Source organism: Komagataeibacter xylinus NBRC 15237 (genome assembly GCF_001571345.1).
GTDB classification, from domain to species: Bacteria; Pseudomonadota; Alphaproteobacteria; order Acetobacterales; family Acetobacteraceae; genus Komagataeibacter; species Komagataeibacter xylinus.
Genome location: NZ_BCTP01000025.1, coordinates 24,597 through 43,027 on the forward strand (window position 1 = coordinate 24,597; position 18,431 = coordinate 43,027).

At 63.5% G+C, this 18,431-nt stretch carries 14 protein-coding genes; 8 read left to right on the top strand and 6 right to left on the bottom strand.

Going from position 1 to position 18,431, the window contains the following annotated elements; all coding sequences use genetic code 11:
• Nucleotides 1-114 precede the first annotated feature (114 nt).
• Nucleotides 115-1,464 (top strand): amidohydrolase family protein, encoded by a 1,350-nt coding sequence (locus GXY01S_RS10695; protein ID WP_061274916.1) that lies wholly within the window; start codon nucleotides 115-117, stop codon nucleotides 1,462-1,464.
• A gap of 188 nt (nucleotides 1,465-1,652) precedes the next feature.
• On the opposite strand, the gene GXY01S_RS10700 is transcribed toward GXY01S_RS10695, so the two are convergent.
• The 3 genes from GXY01S_RS10700 to GXY01S_RS10710 all read right to left on the bottom strand — a co-directional run bounded on the left by GXY01S_RS10700 (nucleotide 1,653) and on the right by GXY01S_RS10710 (nucleotide 6,059).
• A complete protein-coding gene (locus GXY01S_RS10700) occupies nucleotides 1,653-2,225 on the bottom strand; it encodes a cupin domain-containing protein (RefSeq protein ID WP_061274918.1) in 573 nt (190 codons plus the stop codon).
• Nucleotides 2,226-2,349: 124 nt separating this feature from the next.
• Nucleotides 2,350-3,447, bottom strand: coding sequence for a PQQ-dependent sugar dehydrogenase (locus GXY01S_RS10705; RefSeq protein WP_110570402.1), 1,098 nt, complete (start codon nucleotides 3,445-3,447; stop codon nucleotides 2,350-2,352).
• Nucleotides 3,448-3,545: 98 nt separating this feature from the next.
• Complete coding sequence (locus GXY01S_RS10710) at nucleotides 3,546-6,059, bottom strand: HWE histidine kinase domain-containing protein (protein WP_061274922.1); 2,514 nt, start codon at nucleotides 6,057-6,059, stop codon at nucleotides 3,546-3,548.
• A gap of 474 nt (nucleotides 6,060-6,533) precedes the next feature.
• Here GXY01S_RS10710 and GXY01S_RS10715 point away from each other — a divergent pair, with 474 nt between their 5' ends.
• From GXY01S_RS10715 to nagA, 3 genes are all read left to right on the top strand, one after another.
• A complete protein-coding gene (locus GXY01S_RS10715; protein WP_061274923.1) occupies nucleotides 6,534-9,089 on the top strand; it encodes an EAL domain-containing protein in 2,556 nt (851 codons plus the stop codon).
• Between the two features lie 239 nt (nucleotides 9,090-9,328).
• Nucleotides 9,329-9,667, top strand: coding sequence for an Imm45 family immunity protein (imm45, locus tag GXY01S_RS10720; RefSeq protein ID WP_082770838.1), 339 nt, complete (start codon nucleotides 9,329-9,331; stop codon nucleotides 9,665-9,667).
• A 234-nt stretch (nucleotides 9,668-9,901) separates the two neighbouring features.
• Nucleotides 9,902-11,005: an N-acetylglucosamine-6-phosphate deacetylase gene (gene nagA / locus GXY01S_RS10725; RefSeq protein WP_061274925.1), complete on the top strand. Its 1,104-nt coding sequence runs from the start codon at nucleotides 9,902-9,904 to the stop codon at nucleotides 11,003-11,005.
• Between the two features lie 4 nt (nucleotides 11,006-11,009).
• Here the strand turns inward: nagA and GXY01S_RS10730 are convergent, their stop codons facing one another.
• The 3 genes from GXY01S_RS10730 to GXY01S_RS18980 all read right to left on the bottom strand — a co-directional run bounded on the left by GXY01S_RS10730 (nucleotide 11,010) and on the right by GXY01S_RS18980 (nucleotide 13,420).
• Nucleotides 11,010-11,933, bottom strand: a complete 924-nt coding sequence (locus tag GXY01S_RS10730) for a DMT family transporter (protein ID WP_061274927.1) — start codon at nucleotides 11,931-11,933, stop codon at nucleotides 11,010-11,012.
• Nucleotides 11,934-12,052: 119 nt separating this feature from the next.
• Entirely contained in the window at nucleotides 12,053-13,285 is a 1,233-nt protein-coding gene (locus tag GXY01S_RS10735; RefSeq protein ID WP_082770840.1) for an MFS transporter, read from the bottom strand.
• Between the two features lie 6 nt (nucleotides 13,286-13,291).
• Complete coding sequence (locus GXY01S_RS18980; protein ID WP_255210422.1) at nucleotides 13,292-13,420, bottom strand: hypothetical protein; 129 nt, start codon at nucleotides 13,418-13,420, stop codon at nucleotides 13,292-13,294.
• Nucleotides 13,421-13,852: 432 nt separating this feature from the next.
• On the opposite strand from GXY01S_RS18980, the gene GXY01S_RS10740 reads away from it, so the two are divergent.
• From GXY01S_RS10740 to GXY01S_RS10750, 4 genes are all read left to right on the top strand, one after another.
• Nucleotides 13,853-15,175, top strand: a complete 1,323-nt coding sequence (locus GXY01S_RS10740) for an ATP-dependent DNA helicase (protein WP_061274929.1) — start codon at nucleotides 13,853-13,855, stop codon at nucleotides 15,173-15,175.
• Nucleotides 15,176-15,398: 223 nt separating this feature from the next.
• Nucleotides 15,399-15,653: a hypothetical protein gene (locus GXY01S_RS18195; RefSeq protein ID WP_129551199.1), complete on the top strand. Its 255-nt coding sequence runs from the start codon at nucleotides 15,399-15,401 to the stop codon at nucleotides 15,651-15,653.
• Nucleotides 15,654-16,107: 454 nt separating this feature from the next.
• On the top strand, nucleotides 16,108-16,734 hold the full coding sequence (locus GXY01S_RS10745; RefSeq protein ID WP_061274931.1) for a Crp/Fnr family transcriptional regulator: 627 nt from the start codon (nucleotides 16,108-16,110) through the stop codon (nucleotides 16,732-16,734).
• Between the two features lie 23 nt (nucleotides 16,735-16,757).
• On the top strand, nucleotides 16,758-18,431 hold a 1,674-nt coding region (locus GXY01S_RS10750; protein WP_061274944.1), incomplete at its 3' end, for a diguanylate cyclase domain-containing protein.

Genomic DNA, 18,431 nt, shown 5'->3' on the forward strand with positions numbered 1-18,431 from the left:
AATACCTAATGAATTTACTTAAGTGATGATCAAGCGTTTACGTCTCCAGAAAACCGGGATGCGGCAGGCCTTTTGCGCCTGCGCGTATCGGCACTGGAGCAGCATGGGTAAGTAATGATCGATATCCTGATTTGTGATGCCCACCTTTATGTTGACCGTGAATGGGAAATTCCCGATGGCTGGATTGCGATCAGGGAAAACCGCGTCCACGCCGTTGGCGCAGCGGGCGATCCCCGCCCTGAAGCCCGTCGGGTCATAAGCGCGCGCGGTCGGCTGGTCACGCCCGGGCTGGTCAATGCCCATCACCACATGGTCCAGAACCTGACGCGCTCGTACGCGCCGGTCACGCGCTCCAAGCTCTTCACGTGGCTGCAGGAACTCTACCCCCTGTGGAGCGCGCTAGATGAGGAGGCAACCTACCTTTCCACCTACGTGGCCATGGTGGAGTTGCTCCTGGGCGGGTGTACCACCTCGATGGACCATATGTATGTCCATCCCCGGCCCCGTCTGATCGATGCGCAGTTCAGCGCGGCGCGTGACATCGGGTTCCGTTTCTACGCGACACGCGGCAGCATGACCCGCTCGGTGGAAGATGGCGGGCTCCCCCCCGCCGCCCTCGTGCAGGATGAAGAGACCATCATGGCCGATTGCGAGCGGCTGGTCGGCCTGTACCATGACCGCGCGCCCGGTGCCATGGGGCGGGTGGCCCTTGGCCCGGCATCGCTGTTCTCGGCCTCCGGGCAGGTCATGCGGGATTCCGTAACGCTGGCCGATCGCCATGACCTGCGCCTGCATACCCATCTGGCCGAGGACATGGAGGAAGATGACTATAGCCTGAGCGTTTATGGCTGCACGCCGACCGAGCATTTCGAGCAGATGGGCTGGGCCAGCCCGCGCTCATGGGTGGCCCATTACATCTATCCGTCTTCATCCGAGATCGACCGCCTCGCGCAGGCCGGGGTAAGCGTGGTGCAGTGCCCCGGCTCGAACATGATGATTGGCGGTGGCAGCGCCGACGTGCAGAACCTGCAGGAGCGCGGCATGCGCGTGGGGCTGGGCTGCAACGGTTCGGCCACGACCGATCATGGCTCGATGTGGATGGAAACCCGCAACGCCATGCTGCTTGGCCGCATGCGGGGTGGCCCGGAATCCATGGGCGCGCGCGAGGCGCTGGACATGGCCACGCGGGGCGGGGCCGCCTGCCTGGGGTGGGAGGACGAGATCGGCCATCTGCGCCCCGGCGCCTGCGCGGATCTTGTTATCTGGCATATGTCCGATGTGGCGCTGGCGGGTGCCTTGACCGATCCGGTCGAGGCATGGCTGCGCTGTGGCCCCGCCGTGGCGGGCACCACGATCGTCAACGGCCGGATATTGGTTGAGAACTGCGAGCCCTGCCTGCCGGGGCTTGGCGGCATCCTGCGCGATCATGCCCGACAGGCGCGCCGCATCCAGCGCCTCGACTGAGGGGGCGGCCCGCATGGAGGCTGTGGTCCCCTCCATGCGTGGCCCCACACCTGCGCGGAACGGGCCACGAAACCATACGCCCTTTTCAAAGATCGTTTATTTTAAAGCATGAATAAAAATCTTCATGTTTTTTCCACAGGGTTATCTTTCTGACTATCCCCGGAATCTGTGGATAAGGCCACGCCCCTCTAATTATAGCGGCAGGGCTGGTTCGTAACCGATGGCGCATCGGACTGGATCACCATGAGCGTGACCGGGCCATCGCCTACATTGCCCGCATCATGGCCCTTTTTGCCGCGGAAAGGGCCATGGGCCATGGGGCGCACGGCCTGGTCCTCGCCAAACAGGATGTCGCCGGGGCCCATTTCCACCCGCGTGCCATCCATCGCCCGTACATACCACCGCCCCTGCAGCGGAATGATCCACTGGGGCCTGGGGTCGGGGTGCCAGGTGCCATTCCAGTGCGCGGGCTGGACCGTCATCATGATGGTTGCCATCTGCGGGGCCATGGGGTCCTGCCATTGCGGCCCGGCAGGCGGCGACATGCTTTTGAGAAAGAACGCATGCACCGGGCAGGTGGTAATATGGCTTACACCGTTGTCATCAGCCCATAAATGCCGGTACAGCCGCTGTGGCGGGGCAGGCCGGGTGGTATCGGGCACAATGGCGGGGGCTGGCGTTGAGGGTGGGCGTGCAGCGCGCGCGGTCATGCCGGGCAGGGCGCACAGGGCGGCGAGCATGAGCGTTTTGCGAATGGACATGACATGCCTCCTTGGCTGGAATGGGCGGGCCTGCAATGTCCCTCCGTCCGGTTGGGGCGCACCGTTGCGCAACGCACGGGGGCGGGGCTGTGTCGATGGAAGAGGGGCAGGCCGGTTGCATGGCTTACGGCGTGGAGGCAGCCCCGCCATAGCTCAGGCGATAGAGTGCGCCGGACAGGTCATCGCTGATCAGCACGCTGCCATCGGGCAGCGGCAGCACATCGGCGGGCCGCCCCCACGCATGCTGCCCCTGCCGGAAGCCGCCCACAAGCACCTGCGGCGGCATGGGCCTGCCATCCACGTCAAACGCCACGTTCACGACCTGATACCCCGCAAGCTGGCTGCGGTTCCATGATCCATGCTCGGCAATGAGCAGGTTGCCGTGATAGGCGGCGGGAAACTGGCTGCCTTCATAAAATCGCAGGCCGAGCGCTGCCACATGCGCGCCAAGCAGCAGGGCAGGCGGCGTGAATTCCGAGCAGGCATGCTGCGTGCCAAATTCCGGGTCCGGCACGTTGCCCTGATGGCAGTAGGGGTAGCCAAAGGACTGGCCGGGCGTATCGAGCCGGTTGAGTTCATCCGATGGCATGTCGTCGCCCATATTGTCGCGCCCATTATCGGTAAACCACATGGCGCCGCTGCCGGGCTGCCATGTGAAACCGACCGTGTTGCGAATGCCAAACGCCACGTCGCGCCGGTCGGTGCCATCGGGGGCCATGCTGATGATCCGGCCGAAATCATGCTTTACATCGCAGATGTTGCACGGTGCGCCGATGGGCACGTACAGCCGGTTATCCGGCCCGAAGGCAATGAATTTCCATGAATGGTCGCCCATGCGGTAGGGCAGGTTGTCGGCCACGGTTTCGGGCCGGGGTGGCGTGTCGAGATGGTTTTCGATATCGCGCAGCACGACAATGCGCTGCGTGTCGGACACATACAGGTCGCCATCATGATAGGCCACGCCCACCGGCAGGGTCAGGCCATGGGCGATGGTGCGCACCACCACAGGGCCACCGCCGTCCACGCCCGTAATGGCATAGACCCGGCCCGGCCCCATGCTGCCCGCGAAGATGGTGCCCCGTGCGCCGCGGGCGAGTTCGCGCGCGCCCGGCACGTGATCCGAAATCACGCTGACATGAAACCCCGGAGGCACCTGTAGCGCATCGGGCCGGGGGGCCGCCCGGGCGGGAATGGATATGCCGAGGGCCATCATGCAGGCCATACCGGAGAAAGAAGCACGAAAGGGACCGGAAAGGCGTTTCATGAATGGAAAATCTCCTTGCGGCGAAGGGGGCACGGCGAGGGGCGGCCAGGGTCGGGTCAGGATACGATCTGGCGTATTTTTTCCGCCAGCGCACGCGCTGAATAGGGCTTGCGCTCGACCGGCACGTCGCGCAGTTCGGGCGGGATCATGGTGCGGTCGGCATAGCCTGTGGCGAAGATGAACGGCACGCCCCGCGCACGCAGGATGCGCGCGACCTCCAGCGAATTTTCACCGCCGAGGTTCACGTCGAGTATCGCCACATCCGGCACGCGCGCGCTGATGGCGCTCAGCGCCTCATAGACGGAGGCAACGGTGCGGACCTGCCCGATGTTGATTTCCTCGATCGCGCTTTCGGCTTCCATGGCAATGAGGAACTGGTCTTCCACCAGAAGGATGTCAGCATCGAGCACGGGGTTCTCCTTTGGGGGCGCGGCGTGGAACGAAGCAGGGGGCGCGTCCGGGGTGTCCATCTCCGGGGCGGGCCTGACATGGCGGCAGGGCAGGTGCATGATCACCTCCAGCCCACCGGGGTGAAAATGCGTATGCGTGGCCCCGCCAAGCTCATGCGGAAAGCCACGCTCCATCAACACCGAGCCAAACCCCCGGCGCTGGGGCGGGGTAATGGCCGGGCCGCCGCTTTCGCGCCATGTGATGCGCCACTCATCGCGTGCCGCATCATGCGACCATGCCACATCGAGCCGCCCGCGCGCCTGGCCCAGCGCCCCGTATTTGACGGCGTTGGTGGCCAGTTCATGTACCACCAGCGCCAGCACCGACAGCGCCTGGCCGGTAAGCCAGATGCGCGGGCCGGTGCAGGTAATGAAACAACGCTCGCGGTAGGGTGCGAGTTCCGCATCGAGCAGGGCGCGCAGCAGGCCGCCGCCATCGCTGCGCACGGCCTGGTCATGCGCCAGCCCCAGCGCGCGGATGCGCCCGCGCAGGCGCTCTACATGCTGGGCGGGGGTCATGTCGGGTTCCACCGGCTGGCTGACCAGCGACTGCACCACGGCCAGAATGTTCTTGACCCGGTGGTTCAGTTCCTCGTTGAGCATGCGCTGGCGCAGGTCGGCATTCGCGCGTTCACGCAACTGCAACTGGTGGTAGGCCCCCATGACCTCGATCAGTGCTGACCGGACCAGCGTTGCCGCCTCCATGTCATCGCCTGACCACGGCAGGCAGGTGCCGGTGACCTGCTGGGTCCAGACCGCAAAACTGCTGCGCGGGCCGAAATAGCCGTCTTCCTCCTCGCTCCGGGGCGGGGCGGCGGGGTCGGCGGCCCATTTCATGCTGCGTATTTCCTCGCCACGGAACACAAGCAGGTAATCGCCCGGCTGCGACGAGATCGGCACGATCATCACCCCCGCCGCCTCGCGCATGTAGTCTCCGGCGTCGGGGATGTAGGCGGCCAGGCAGCTTGTATGCCAGATCTGGGTGCCTGCGCGGGTGCGGGCGAGTTCCAGCACGGCCGCCATGGCGGCAGGCGGCGGGTGCTGGCCGGTATAGGTCCACTGGCCGCCAACCCACAACGCCGCGCCATCGCACTGCACGAAGGTGAGCATGTCGGTCAGGTGCGCCATGAGGTAGGCGGGCATGTCCGCCACGGGGGCGGCGCCCTTGAGAAAGGTCTCGATCAGCCCGTGGGTCTGGCGCGTCATGTCCAGCCGCTTGGTGCGCAGCAGGTTAGTGATCTGGAGCGAGACGAACTCGCCAAACATGCGCGCCACGATGCGCTCGCTCATGTTGAGCACATGGGCGCTGTAGTGATGGCACATGATCATGCCCCACAGGCGGCCATCCACCATCAGCGAGACCGATGCGCAGGCGGCAACGCCCATGCCGCGCATGTAGCTGTAATGGCTTGGCGTGCCCGCGCGCAGATGGGTGTGCGACAGGTCGGGCGGCAGGGGATTGCCCGGCGAGACCACGGGCACGGGCACGGCCGCCACGTCGCCGATCACGCGGATGAGGTTGGTGCTGTACAGCCTGCGCGAGGGGGCGGGCATGTCGGAGGCGGGAAAATGCTGCCCCAGAAAGCTTTCAAGGTTGGGGCCGTGATGCTCGGCCTCGACCTTGCCTGACCCGTCCTCGGCAAAGCGGTAGAGCATGACGCGGTCATAGCGCAGCACGCCCGAGAGCAGGCGCACGACGGTGCGGAACAGCCGGTCGAAATCGCTGATCTCGCGTATGCGGTCGATCATGGTGCGCAGCAGCGACAGGTGCGCCCCGTCGCGTTCGCTCAGGGCTGGCTCCCATTCCAGCATGATGTCGGGGCCTGCGGTGTGGATGGCCACGTCATACCGCCCGCCACCGGGCAGGGCCTGCCCAAACACCAGGGCTGGCCTGCGATGGGCCTCGCCATGCATGGCCAGCGCGTTGCGGATGTTGTGCGTGGCGTCGCGGCCGATCACGTCGCGCAGCGGCAGGCCAACCTCCAGCCCCTCGCGCCCCAGATGCGCCGGGGCGTTGGCCGACCAGCGCACGATATGCCCCAGCCGCGCATCGCATGCCAGCAGCCAGCCATGGGGCTGGATGCCTTCGTCACCTGCCTGGTGGGATGCCTGTTCAGTCATGCTGCGTCATTTCCCTTTTGCCCCGGCGGGTCATTCGGTGGGGGGCGGGACCGGGCAGGGTGGCCTGCCCGGTGGGGTAACGGGACCTTGATTGTGCCATACAGGCTCCTGCATGTGGGGGGAGCATTATGATATACCTGCAGTACCGGTTTTTCCAGCAATGCACGCGACCCCACCATTAAGTGAGGCGCTGCTGCCTGCGGCTGCGTCGGGCCTGTCATCCGCCGCGGTGGGGCCTGGCCGGATATTCACGCCCTTGTGTGCCGCCCTTCCTGCCTGCATGGGGCCTGTTTATTACTGCATCATTAGTACAATATTTTATACGGTGTGGCATATACTCTTTATTAATACAGTCATGGGTATGAAACATCATGCTGGCTGTCACTTATTACAGTGGCCCGGAACATAAAATCAGGTGTCACGATTTCAGCCTCACCCCCGTTCGCTTTCAGCCAGCCGGAGACCTACAGCCAGATGCCCCGCGACATGATAGATGACATGCAGGTAACCGTCCTGCCCGCGCTGGAACAGACCATTCTTGGCGTTGTCCTGATTGATGAGCATAACACCGTCACCTTTTTCAACAAGGCGGCGGAAGGCCTGTGGCACTGTTCGCGGCAGGATGTGATCGGGCGCAACGTCAACGTGCTGGTGCCGCGCAACATCCGCTCCACCCATGATGACCTGATCCGCCACAACCGCGAGACCGGGATCAACAAGATCGTCGGCACCAGCCGCGAGGTGTGTGTCGAGCGCTTTGATGGCACGACCTTCTGGGCCAACCTCTCGCTTTCGCGCATCGCGGTGGATGGCAAGATCGGCTACATGGCGCTGATCCGCGATATTTCGCAGGAAGTTGATGACCGCGAAAAGATCCGCCTGCTCTCGCTCGTGGTGCGCGAGACGGATCGCGGCGTGGCCATTCTCGACCCCGAATTCCGCATCATCTATGTCAACCGCGCCTTCAGCGATATGTTCGGCTTTGGGGCCGAGCGGGTAACGGGGCATGGCCTGTCTGTCATCCTTGCGGGCGATACGACCGATATCGGCATCCTCAACCAGTTGCATGAGGGCGCGCGCAACGCCAAGGGCTTCACGCTCGATATCCGTGCCCGCCACGCCAGCGGGCGCGATATCTGGGTCTCGGCGGCCATGAACCCCGTGTTCAATGACAGCGGCGAGATCGAGAACATCGTGGTGGTGCTGACCGATATTACCGAGCAGCACTTCCTTGACAGCCTGCAGCGTGACACGCTCGAGGCGATTTCAAGCGATCTGGGCCTGCATGAGGTCATGGACTTCATCTGCCGCCGCATCGAGCATTACATTCCCGATGTCATGCCCGCCATCTACCTGGTGGAAAAGGACGACCGGCTGAAATGCAAGGGCCGCGCCAGCCTGCCGCTCTCGCTGGTCAAGCTGTATGACACGCTGCCCATCGGCCCGGACGCTGCCTGCTCGGGCGTTGCCGCCAGCACGGGCAGTGTGGCCGAAAGCCCGGACATTGCCCACGACCCGCGCTGGCAGCACATGCGCGAGCAGACCCTGCATAACGGCATCAAGGCCGCGCGCGCCACGCCCATCATCCTGCGCAACAACCGGGTGGCGGGCGTGTTCACCTGCTACTCGCGCACCAGTTCGCTGCCCGATGCCGCCTGCCAGAAGGCCGTGGCCACCAGCCTGCACCTGTGCACGCTGGCCATAGAGCGGCACGAGGCGAAGGAACACATCAACCGCCTGTCCGACTTTGACCTGCTGACCAGCCTGCCCAACCGCCGCTGGCTGCGCCAGAACATGCCGCGCATGCTGCGCCGCGCCGTGCGGGGCAACCTCATGCTCGTGACCGTGGGCATAGACAACTTCAAGCATATCAATGATGTGTTTGGCCATACGGCGGGTGATGACCTGATTGCCCGCATTGCCGGCCTGCTGCGTGAGGTGCTGAGCATAGACGACACGCTGGTGCGCAGCGGCGGCGACCAGTTCACCATCGTGACCAATGGCGAGCAGCAGCATGCCTCCACGCTCAGCGCCCACATCCTGCGCGTGCTGGCCGTACCATCGCATATTGGCGATGTGCCGGTCAGCCTCTCGGCCAGCCTTGGCGTGGCGGTGCACCCTGAAAATGGCGAGGACGGCGATACCCTGCTCAAGAATGCCGAGACCGCCATGTTCCAGGCCAAGGCGAATGGCGGTGGGCATTGCTGCTTCTTCAGCCCGCGCATGAACCAGCAGGCCAGCGACCGCCTCATTCTGGCCGCCGCCCTGCGCGATGCCATTGCTCATGACCGGCTGCGCCTGTTCTACCAGCCGCAGGTGCATGCCAGCAGCGGCAGGCTTTATGGCGTGGAGGCGCTCTCGCGGTGGATCGACCCCACGCTGGGCTTTGTCTCACCCGCGCGCTTCATTACCGTGGCCGAGGAAACCGGGCAGATCGAGGCCATTGGCAAATGGTCGCTGCGCGCGGCATGCCGCCAGATGGCACAGTGGATTCGCGATGGCGTGGAGGTGCCGGTGGTTTCGGTCAACCTTTCGCCGCTGCATTTCCGTGATGAAACACTGCCGCAGTTCGTGACCGAACTGCTGGCCGAGACAGCCATCCCGCCCAAGAGCCTGACCATAGAAATTACCGAAAGCACCATGATCGACAATTACGAACGCACCATCCGCGTGGCCCAGAAGCTGCGTGAAATGGGGGTTGGCATGTCGATGGATGATTTTGGCACCGGTTTCTCCAGCCTGTCCAACCTTGCGGGCCTGCCGGTCAACGAGGTGAAAATCGACCGCAGTTTCATGACCGGGCTGGAAAGCATAGAGAAGGTGCGCGCAGTGGTGATGGCCGTGGTGCGCATTGGCCAGAGCCTGGGCATGACCGTGGTGGCCGAAGGCGTGGAACATGAAGAACAGCGCCGCCTGCTGGCCGACATGGATTGTGATGTGCTGCAGGGCTACATGTTCTCCAAGCCGCTGCCGGCGGAGGAACTGGCGGCCTGGTTCTCCGCCTATCAGCCAGGCGGCGTGACCAACTGAGGGGCGCACGGGCGGGCCGCGCTGGCCCGGCCGTGATCCGTCAAGAATAACCGGAGCGTTGCTGGCATGCGGTTCCTGCCCGCGTAGGACGGGGCCGGGTCATCACCTGCGCGTGGCAGAAAGGCTTATCGGGCTTGAAAGCGCAATTGTCATGATGCGTTCCGCTCCGGTTGCCCAGGCATGGTTTCATGCATTGCGCTGTTGATTGTGGCGTATCGCGGCCTTACCCTGCTTCAATAATGACGAAATTTGTAAAACTGTTGCATTACAGGGCAGAAAACATCAGGCGCGGGGCCATTTTCAGGTTTCCGGCACAATACCCTTATGAAGATCTGGTCGATTTCATGCTGTTTGACATGCCGGATCGTGAAAGGCCCTTCGGCCTGATGGTGACGACGGGCTACAAGGCAGGTCTCGTGTGCTGTTTCCTGCCACCTCAAAGTCAGGGCGCTGGCGGGGGTGTGGGCACCGGCTGGATCATACGGAACTGGAACCGGTGGATCTATCAGGACTGCGCCATCGGGGATGTTCTGCTTTCAGGTGGATATGAAACCGGCCCGGCTGCCCGGGGTGCATGACACGCGCTTTTGTCCGTGCAGTGCGCATATGGGGGCAGCATCTCACGGCGCGGGAAATATGAATCCATCATGTAATGGCCATATTCTTTATACGCAGGATATTTATTGTATCTGATACATATCTTATTCTGATCTTAATTGCGGTCATGTCACGCAACATATGGCATTTCAGGGTGTAGTGGGTTAACAGGGCCATAATGTCTTCACCCCTTGCCGGATAGGGAACGCCACACCGTGAATATTGATGGCCACATCGTACTGCCAGACCGGGTCATGCCGGGGCGTGTCGTGTTCGATACGGCCATTACCGATGTGCGCCCGCTCTCGCTTGTGCCCGATCGCTACATTCTGCCCGGCTTCATCGACGGCCACGTGCATGGCGGCGGCGGGGCTGACATGATGGATGGGGTGGATGCCATCCGCCATCTGGCCATGTTCCATCTGTCGCATGGCGTGACCACCCTGCTGCCCACCACCATCACCGCCCCGTGGATTGACGTGATGGCGGCGCTGCATGCGGTGGCCGATGTCGTGCATCTTGGCATTTACGGCGGCCCCAGCATTCCCGGCGCGCATCTGGAAGGGCCGTTCATCAGCCCGCACAAGCGCGGCGCGCAGCCGCCTTTTACCGTATTGCCCACGCCCGCGCGGGTAAGTGCCGTAATCGAGACCGGCGCCATCAAGGTCGTGACGCTGGCCCCGGAACTCGAGCAGGTCGATGCCGCCATCCAGAAATTCGTCAATGCGGGCATAAGGGTCAATATCGGCCATACGCTGGCCGGTTACGAGCAGGCGGAGCGGGCCATATGCCGCATATGCGGCATGGGCGGCACGGCAGGGGGCACGCATCTGTTCAACGCCATGCCGCCGGTCATGGCGCGCGCGCCGGGGGCGGCGGCGGCCCTGCTGTGCAGTGACATGGCCTATGCCGAGATGGTGTTTGACACCCACCATGTCCATCCCGCGCTGTTCCGGCTGGCGCATCGGGTCATGGGGAACCGGCTGGTGTTCGTAACCGATGCCATGCGCGCCACCGGCGCGGGCGATGGTCCGAGCGAACTGGGGGGCCAGAACGTGATGGTGGCCGATGGCGTGGCGCGACTGCCCGATGGCACGCTTGCGGGCAGCGTGCTGACGCTGGACCAGGCGCTGCGTAACGCCATGCAGGCCGGGGCCTCGCTGCCGCAGGCGGCGGCGCTGGTCAGCACGCATGCCGCCAACTGGCTTGGCCTGCATGACCGTGGCGTGCTCATGACCGGCCGCCGGGCCGATATTGTGGTGATGGGGGCTGACCTGAGCGTGCAGGAAGTGTGGGTGAATGGCCGCCGTTGTGCCTGAGGGCTTATGGTGCCTCGCGCCTGCCGCGCAGGCATAAAAGCCCCGCCAGCAGCGCCAGCGCCAGCCCAAGCGCATAAGCGGGCAGAAAGGGTTCGTGAAAAAACAGCGCCAGCCAGAGTGTTGACAGCACGGGGGTCAGGAACACCAGCGCCGAGATGCGCACCGCATTGCCCCGCGCCAGGGCTATGATCCACAACACATAAGACAGGCCGTTGATCGCCACCCCGTTCAGCACCAGCCCGGGGAGTGCGGCGCGCGGCGGCATGCCCAGCCCGCCTGCCTGCCAGCCCGCCAGTGCCGATATTCCGGTCGAAGCCACGAACAGCCAGACCGTGCCTGCCAAAGCATCCTTGACATAATGCCGCGAGAGCACGGACAGCACGGCAAAGCACAACGCGCCCAGCAGCACCAGACCGAGTGCTGTCGGGTGGCCCAGACCGATATGGCCGATATCGCCCCGGCTGAGTGTCACCGTCATGGCCGCAACGCCACAGGCCAGCCCCAGGGCCTGCCACAGGCTGGGCCGCACACCAAAGAATAGGGCCGAAATGGCCACGATCATCACCGGCCAGCTATATTGCGCGATCAGCACCGCCACGCCGTTGCTGATATGGTAGCCGTGGTACAGGCATAGATAGAACAGCCCATCAAGCACGCCACACAGCATGGCAACCCGGTTGGAGCGCAGACGGACGGAAAGCCGCCTGAAATTACCGCCGCACAGCACGACAAACGCCGCCCCCACGGCAAGGCAGGAAAACAGGTTGGAAATGAACAGCATGTTATAGAAACTGACCGATGCCAGTACCAGCTTGGATACTGGCGCAATCAGGCTCCAGGCCACGATGCAGGCCAGCGCCAGCACCATCGGGTTGCCAGCAATGGATGTGGCGCGCCGGGTGGGCGGGACGGGGTCAGGAGATGGCATGTAAAAATTCCGGCATGACAGCCATAAAACCCTGAAAAAACCATGATGGCCAGAGGGCGTCCTACACGACATATTGCAACCGGGCAGTGTTTATGGATCACCCGGCGGCATCCGTGTCATCATGAAGCCGTTTTTTCAATCCGCTTCAGGCCGCGTGCCCGCAGGCTCACCAGCGCCGCCGCAAAGCCGGAGGCCGCTGCAAGGCCCAGCCCCCAGCGCGGGCCAAAATGATTGGCCACCCACCCCACGACCGGCGCGCCAACCGGCGTGCCGCCAAGGGCCACCGCCAGGCGGATGGCCATGACGCGGCCCCGCATCTCGGGTGCGGCTGAAAGCTGCATCAGGCTGTTGGTCGTGGTGGTAAAGGTCAGGGTCGCCAGCCCCACCAGCCCGAGGGCCGCGGCAAACAGTCCGTAGCCGGGGGCGATGGCGGCCAGCAGGCACCCCACGCCAAACAGCAACGCGCCCGTGCGCAGGGTTGCCATCGAGACCTTTTCACGACCCGCCGCCAGCACGGCGCCCATCATGGTGCCCACCGCCATGCACGCACTGAGCAGCCCATACTGCCCCGCGCCGACATGAAACACGCTGACCGCCATGGTGGAAATGAACAGCGGAAAGTTCAGGCCAAACATGCCAATGAGCAGAAGCATCAGTACGATGGTGCGCAGGTCGGGTTGCCGCCACACATAGCGGAACCCTTCCAGCAGGCCCCGCGCCCCCCGCCTGGCAGGGGGTGTCACGGCCCTGCCATTCAGTGCCAGCAAGGACATGAGCACGGCAATGAACGAAAAGCCGTTGAGCACGAACGCCCAACCCGTGCCCACGGCGGCAATGCATGCCCCCGCCGCGACCGGCCCGAGCATGCGCCCGGCATTGAAGGAAACCGAATTGAGCGCCACCGCATTAGGCAGGTCATCGCGCCCCACGAGTTCCGATACGAAGGTCTGGCGTGCCGGGCCATCAAAGGCGGCTACGCTGCCAAACAGGAAGGCGAAGACATACATCTCCCACAGCCGCGCCGTGCCGCTGACCGTCAGGATGCCCAGCCCCAGCGACAGGGCGCCCATCAACCCCTGTGTGAGCATAAGCAGGGCGCGGCGGTCGAAACGGTCGGCGGCATAGCCCGTCCAGGGCAGGAACAGCAGTTGCGGCGCCATCTGGAAAGCCATGGTCATGCCCACCGCCGTCGCGTCATGCGCGGTCAGTTGGGTCAGCACAAACCAGTCCTGCGCCGTGCGCTGCATCCAGGTGCCAATGTTCGACACGACGGCCCCGCTAGCCCAGATGGCGTAATGGCGATGGCGCAGCGAGCGCAGGGCGCGGGTGCCAAAAGCGAAGGAAAGCGGCACGGCAGCTTACACGCTCGTCACGCCGGTTTTTCCGTTTTGGGCAAAGCGGCGGCGCGTGCCATTGGCATGGACGCGGGCATCGCGGCCAGTCATGGCGTCAAGGGTGCTGCGGGGAGCGGGCGGGGTGAGGGGCATAAGACGCCTTCATGAAAAATGAGCGGGAAGGGGCCGTCAGTGTGACAGAGGGGCTGCGGCCTGTCCTGTTTCCTGGACCCTGCGCCAAGGGGCTGATCGTGGCACACGGGCTGGGGGGCATGAAGGTGCCGAGCGCGTGGCCTGCGCGGCACATGGCCGCGTCGGTTTAGGCCGGGGCAGGGCGTATGGAGCATCATGTGGCCTGTAACGCCTTTTGTCAGGCGTGGTTCAGCGTAACGAGGGGCATCGTGACGCGTCAAGCCTTGCCCCATTCTTCGTGGGGGTGCAGGGGCCGTTCATCCGTCAGCCATGCATTTGTGCTGGCCCGTTTGCAAGGGGCGGCTTAATACTGCCTCACTTAATGCCCTGCCCAGAAGGAACGCTTCCCCCCTCGATGCGCCCGTCCCGCTCCCCCAAAGGCTCCCGCGTGCCATGTCCCGCACGGTCCTGACCGCGTGCCAGGAGCGTGCGCTGGCTGAAATCCTGGCCGCGCGCGGGGTCTCGGCCACGCATCTTCTGACCGGCTACGCGGGCACGGGAAAGACCACGCTCATGCAGCAGGTGGCCCGCGCGCTGCACAAGCAGGGGGCGGATGTGGTGTTTACCGCCGCCACCCACAAGGCCACCGCCGTGCTCAAGGCGCGGGTGGGCAAGCTTGCGCCATGCCGCACCATTCATAATGTGCTCTCGCTCCAGCCCGGCGCGCAGGATGGCCGCGAAGTGTTGCAGCGCGCCGATCGGCCCGAGCCGATCACGGCGGATGTCATCATCATTGATGAATGTTCCATGGTCGGTTCCGAACTCATGCGCTGGGTGCGCGACCTCGTGCCTGACCGCTTCGTGCTGTTTGTGGGCGACCCGGCGCAGTTGCCACCGGTGGGCGAGGCGATCAGCCCGTCCTTCGCCATCCGCTCGGCCTCGCATCTCGAAACCGTGGTGCGGCAGGCGGCAGACAACCCGCTCGTGGCCGCCGCCACCGCCATCCGCGAAAGCCAGGGCGGCCCGCTGGACTGGTCATGGTGCCGCGCCAGCCACCACGAAGGCGCGGGCCTGTTCATGCCACGCACGCCTGATGCCTGGATGCAGCGTGCTTTCACCTCCGATGCCTTTCGCGCTGATAGCGATGCGTTCCGCTACCTGTGCTGGACCAATGCGCGGGTCGATGCCGTCAACCGCGCCGTGCGCCGGTGGGTGCACGGGGGCGAGACGCCCATGCCCTTTGTGGTGGGCGAGCGCGTGATTGCCCGTGTTCCCGTCATGGATGTGGAAGGCCGGCGCGTGATGGTGGCCACCAACGAGGAGGCGGAAATTGCCGATATCCGGCCTGGCGTGCTGCGCCATGCCTTTCCCGCCACATCAAAGGTGCCCGGATGGACCACGGACCTGCCGGTGTATGATGTGGTGTTGCGCACCCTGGCGGGCGATGAAACGCCGGTGGCCATCCTGCGCCCCGGCGCGAATATGGGGGCGATCGAGCAGCGCCTGAAGCGCGAGGCTGCCCTTGAGCGCGCGCGCTGGCAGCACCGCTTCGTGTTCCGCCGCAACATCGGGCGGCTCCAGGCGGTTTACGCCATGACCGTGCATACCGCGCAGGGCAGTACGTTTGGCCGCGTGTTCGTGGATGTGGGTGATATCAGCCGCCGTGCCGCCACCAATGTGCTTGAAGCGCAACAACTGCTTTATGTCGCGGCCACCCGCCCCACCACGGCCATGATTCTCACGGGCCTGCCCACAGGGGCAACAGGCCGGAAGTGAGCGGCAGGGTGGATAGAGGACTGTTCACGTCCTGTTGTTCAAAAAAAAGACCGTTGCGATACGATTTAAAAATTATGGCGGTTTTTTGCGATTTTTACAAAAATAACCGGTCTTTTCAATAAGATGCATATTATATGCTGTATATTTTATATTCTGGAAATTTCTGAAAACTTTCATAAAATCTTAAATCATCACCATGAGACTGAAGGCTCATGGTTGCGCCATGGAGGAGGGAAATGAACTGCCTGACTGCCACGCCATGGGCCGCGTGGCCCGGCATCATGGCAGGATCGCTTCCTTCCCGCGCGCAAGGCATGACGGCGCGCTGACTGGCGTATCCGGTCCGCTGCACACTGACCACGCGGGTGTGCGCGGCCACGCTCCCGGCCCGACAGGCCACGCAGGGGGGCGGCAGAACGCCACGGGGCCTACACGCCCCGCGGCATACAGGCGAGGCAACGCATCAGGTGCCGGATAGCGGGCTATGTCCCGCCCGGCCCTGACAGGAGAAGGCAAAGGCAACCTCGGTTCCTTCAGGATGATATGGGCCTCATCCACCTGACAGATGGCCGCAAGCCGGCCGCAATGATCGGAATCAATGATAACACACCCATGCTTATGGCATGTCGTGCGCGATACGGATCGGGTGCGGCTGGCATGGAAAAGACGTATCTGTTCACGATCTGGACAGGTGGCCCCGTGTCATGCCCCCAAGGGGTATCACGATGGGGCCAGCGAAGTCCCGACCCATGACGGACACTTACATCATATGGCCTGATATCCCGTTAACCATTAACTGAAAGTATAAACTGTCAGGAACGGGCGAAAATCCAAGCCGGATATTCTGCATCTATTTTACAAATTAACTTGTGGCGAAAATATGTCATTAATGAGATCATTCGTAATCGTGTTGAGAACAGAAAAAAATTAACATGTCTCTTGTGCAGCCCTCTCTGTCTTCTGATGGAACGAAACGGACATTTTCCGAACGTCAGGAATTCATGACGGAAGATATGCCCGCCAGCATGCATTTCCATGTGGTGGCCGGAGGTGCGCGCCTTTTCAAATCCCTGCCTGACGGGCGGCGGCAGATTATCGGTTTTGCCCATAAAGGCGATGTGCTCCCCGCCTATCCCTGCGTCCGCTATCATTACAGCGCAGAAGCCATGCGCACCCTGCAGGTGGTGTGCGTGCCCGCGCCCTATATGAGCCATCTGCATGAAACATCGCCCGGTGCGTGCGCGGCCTCGCTCAGTTCCGCCCGGCAACTGCTGGTCAGCCTGCATGCCCGGCTGCTCATGCTTGGCCGCCAGACCGCGCGCGAGCGCCTGGCAACCTTCCTGCTCGGGCAGGGCACGCGCATGGGGCCGGGTGAACTCTGGCCCGTTGATCCGGCCATTTCACGTGCGGACATGGCCGATTTCCTTGGCCTGACCACCGAGACTGTCAGCCGCCTCCTCAGTGCCTTCCATCGCGAGCAGCTTATCTGCCGGGAACGGCGCGCCATCCATATTCTCGATCCTGACCGCTTGCGGGCGATCGTGGCCCACCCAGAATGACAGCGAAGAAAGACCGCACGACGATGCCCGATATCACAGCCCTCACCACAGAAATCCTTCTTCCCGCCCTTGAGCAGGCCATTGATGCAACCGTCATCATCGGGCAGGAAAACGAGATCATCTTCTATAACCAGGCGGCGGAAGCCCTGTGGGGCATTCCCCGTGCCAGCGTGATCGGCCGCAATGTCGACTGCCTGGTGCCCACCCGCCTGCGCCATGAGCACGACCGCTACATCGACCGCAACCGCGAGACCGGGCATAATCGCATTGTCGGCACATCGCGCGAGGTGGAGTTCACCCGCGCCGATGGGGAATACATCTGTGGCGAGCTTTCACTCTCCAAGGTGCAGATCGGCCAGGGCGACAAGCGGCTTACCTACTACATGGGCGTGATGAAGAACGTCACGGAGGAGAGCCAGCGCCGCAAGATCCTGATCCTGCAGAACGACGTGCTGCAGGCGCTGGCCAGCGACATGCTGATCCAGGATATTGGCGAGCTGATCTGCCGCAAGGTTGAAGCCTTCGTGCCCAATTCGGTCGCGGCCCTGCTGGTGCTCGATGATGCGCAGCCCTGGCGGGTGATCTGCACCTCCGCCCTGCCGCCGCGCATCCGCAACGCGCTTGAAACCACCGTGCCGTCACCCTCAGATGTGGAAAAGCTCAAGGCCAATGCCTCCTATACCGGTCGGCTGGTGTGGGATAATTATCAGTCCATGTGCCGCTCGCTGGGGCTGCAGTCATGCTATGCGGCGCCGGTCATGGCCGGTGACGGACGGGTGACGGGCATCTTCGCGCTGTACCTGCGCGAGCCCAACCAGCTTGGCGCATGGCCGCAGCGCCTTGTGGGGGCGTGCCTGCCCTTCTGCGCGCTGGCGCTGGAGCAGCACGCCACCAAGACCCACCTGACCCAGCTTGCCCGCTATGACAGCCTGACCGGCCTGCTCAACCGTGGTGCGCTGCATCGCGTGATGGAAGACATCATCGCCCAGCCCGGCAACCGCACGCTGGCCATCTTCATGCTCGATATCGACCGTTTCCGCGATATCAACGATGCGCTTGGCCATGTCTATGCCGACCAGTTCCTTGTCGAGATCGCAGGGCGCATCCGTTCCATCGCCAAGGAGGATTACGTGCTCAGCCGCTCGGGCGGCGACGAGTTCGTGGTGGTGGTGCCCGATTGCGAAGGCAGGCAGATCGAGGAAATTGCCCATAAGCTGCTCGAAACCATCGGTCGCCCGCTCCAGATCGGGCAGAACACGCTGTCGATCTCGTGCTCCATCGGTATCAGCACTTTCCCCGCCAACGGGCCGGACAGCGAATCCCTGCTCAGCCATGCCGATACCGCCATGCGGCAGGCCAAGGAAGACGGGCGCGGCATCTTCCGCTTCGCCAATCTCGAGAAAAATCAGGTGGCGCAGGACCGGCTGGTGCTCGGATCGGCGCTGCGTGATTCGCTGGCGCAGGGCATGCTGCAACTGCACTACCAGCCGCAGGTGCGCACCCATACGCTCGAACTCAGCGGCGTCGAGGCGCTGTCACGCTGGCACCATCCGCATCTTGGCAACATCTTCCCCTCGCGCTTCATCGCCGTGGCGGAAGAGACCGGCCAGATCGAGGCCATTGGCCGCTGGTCGCTGCTCGAGGCGTGCCGCCAGATCGTGAAGTGGGACCGTGACGGCATCCATGTGCCCACCGTG

Coding starts and splice junctions, on each gene's coding strand:
- GXY01S_RS10705 (WP_110570402.1), bottom strand. CDS start 3,447: ATGGCCTGCATGATGGCCCTCGGCATATCCATTCCCGCCCGGGCGGCC.
- GXY01S_RS10700 (WP_061274918.1), bottom strand. CDS start 2,225: ATGTCCATTCGCAAAACGCTCATGCTCGCCGCCCTGTGCGCCCTGCCC.
- GXY01S_RS18195 (WP_129551199.1), top strand. CDS start 15,399: ATGGAGGAGGGAAATGAACTGCCTGACTGCCACGCCATGGGCCGCGTG.
- GXY01S_RS10740 (WP_061274929.1), top strand. CDS start 13,853: ATGTCCCGCACGGTCCTGACCGCGTGCCAGGAGCGTGCGCTGGCTGAA.
- GXY01S_RS10745 (WP_061274931.1), top strand. CDS start 16,108: ATGTCTCTTGTGCAGCCCTCTCTGTCTTCTGATGGAACGAAACGGACA.
- GXY01S_RS10695 (WP_061274916.1), top strand. CDS start 115: ATGATCGATATCCTGATTTGTGATGCCCACCTTTATGTTGACCGTGAA.
- imm45 (WP_082770838.1), top strand. CDS start 9,329: ATGACGAAATTTGTAAAACTGTTGCATTACAGGGCAGAAAACATCAGG.
- GXY01S_RS18980 (WP_255210422.1), bottom strand. CDS start 13,420: ATGCCCCTCACCCCGCCCGCTCCCCGCAGCACCCTTGACGCCATGACT.
- GXY01S_RS10730 (WP_061274927.1), bottom strand. CDS start 11,933: ATGCCATCTCCTGACCCCGTCCCGCCCACCCGGCGCGCCACATCCATT.
- GXY01S_RS10715 (WP_061274923.1), top strand. CDS start 6,534: ATGCCCCGCGACATGATAGATGACATGCAGGTAACCGTCCTGCCCGCG.
- GXY01S_RS10710 (WP_061274922.1), bottom strand. CDS start 6,059: ATGACTGAACAGGCATCCCACCAGGCAGGTGACGAAGGCATCCAGCCC.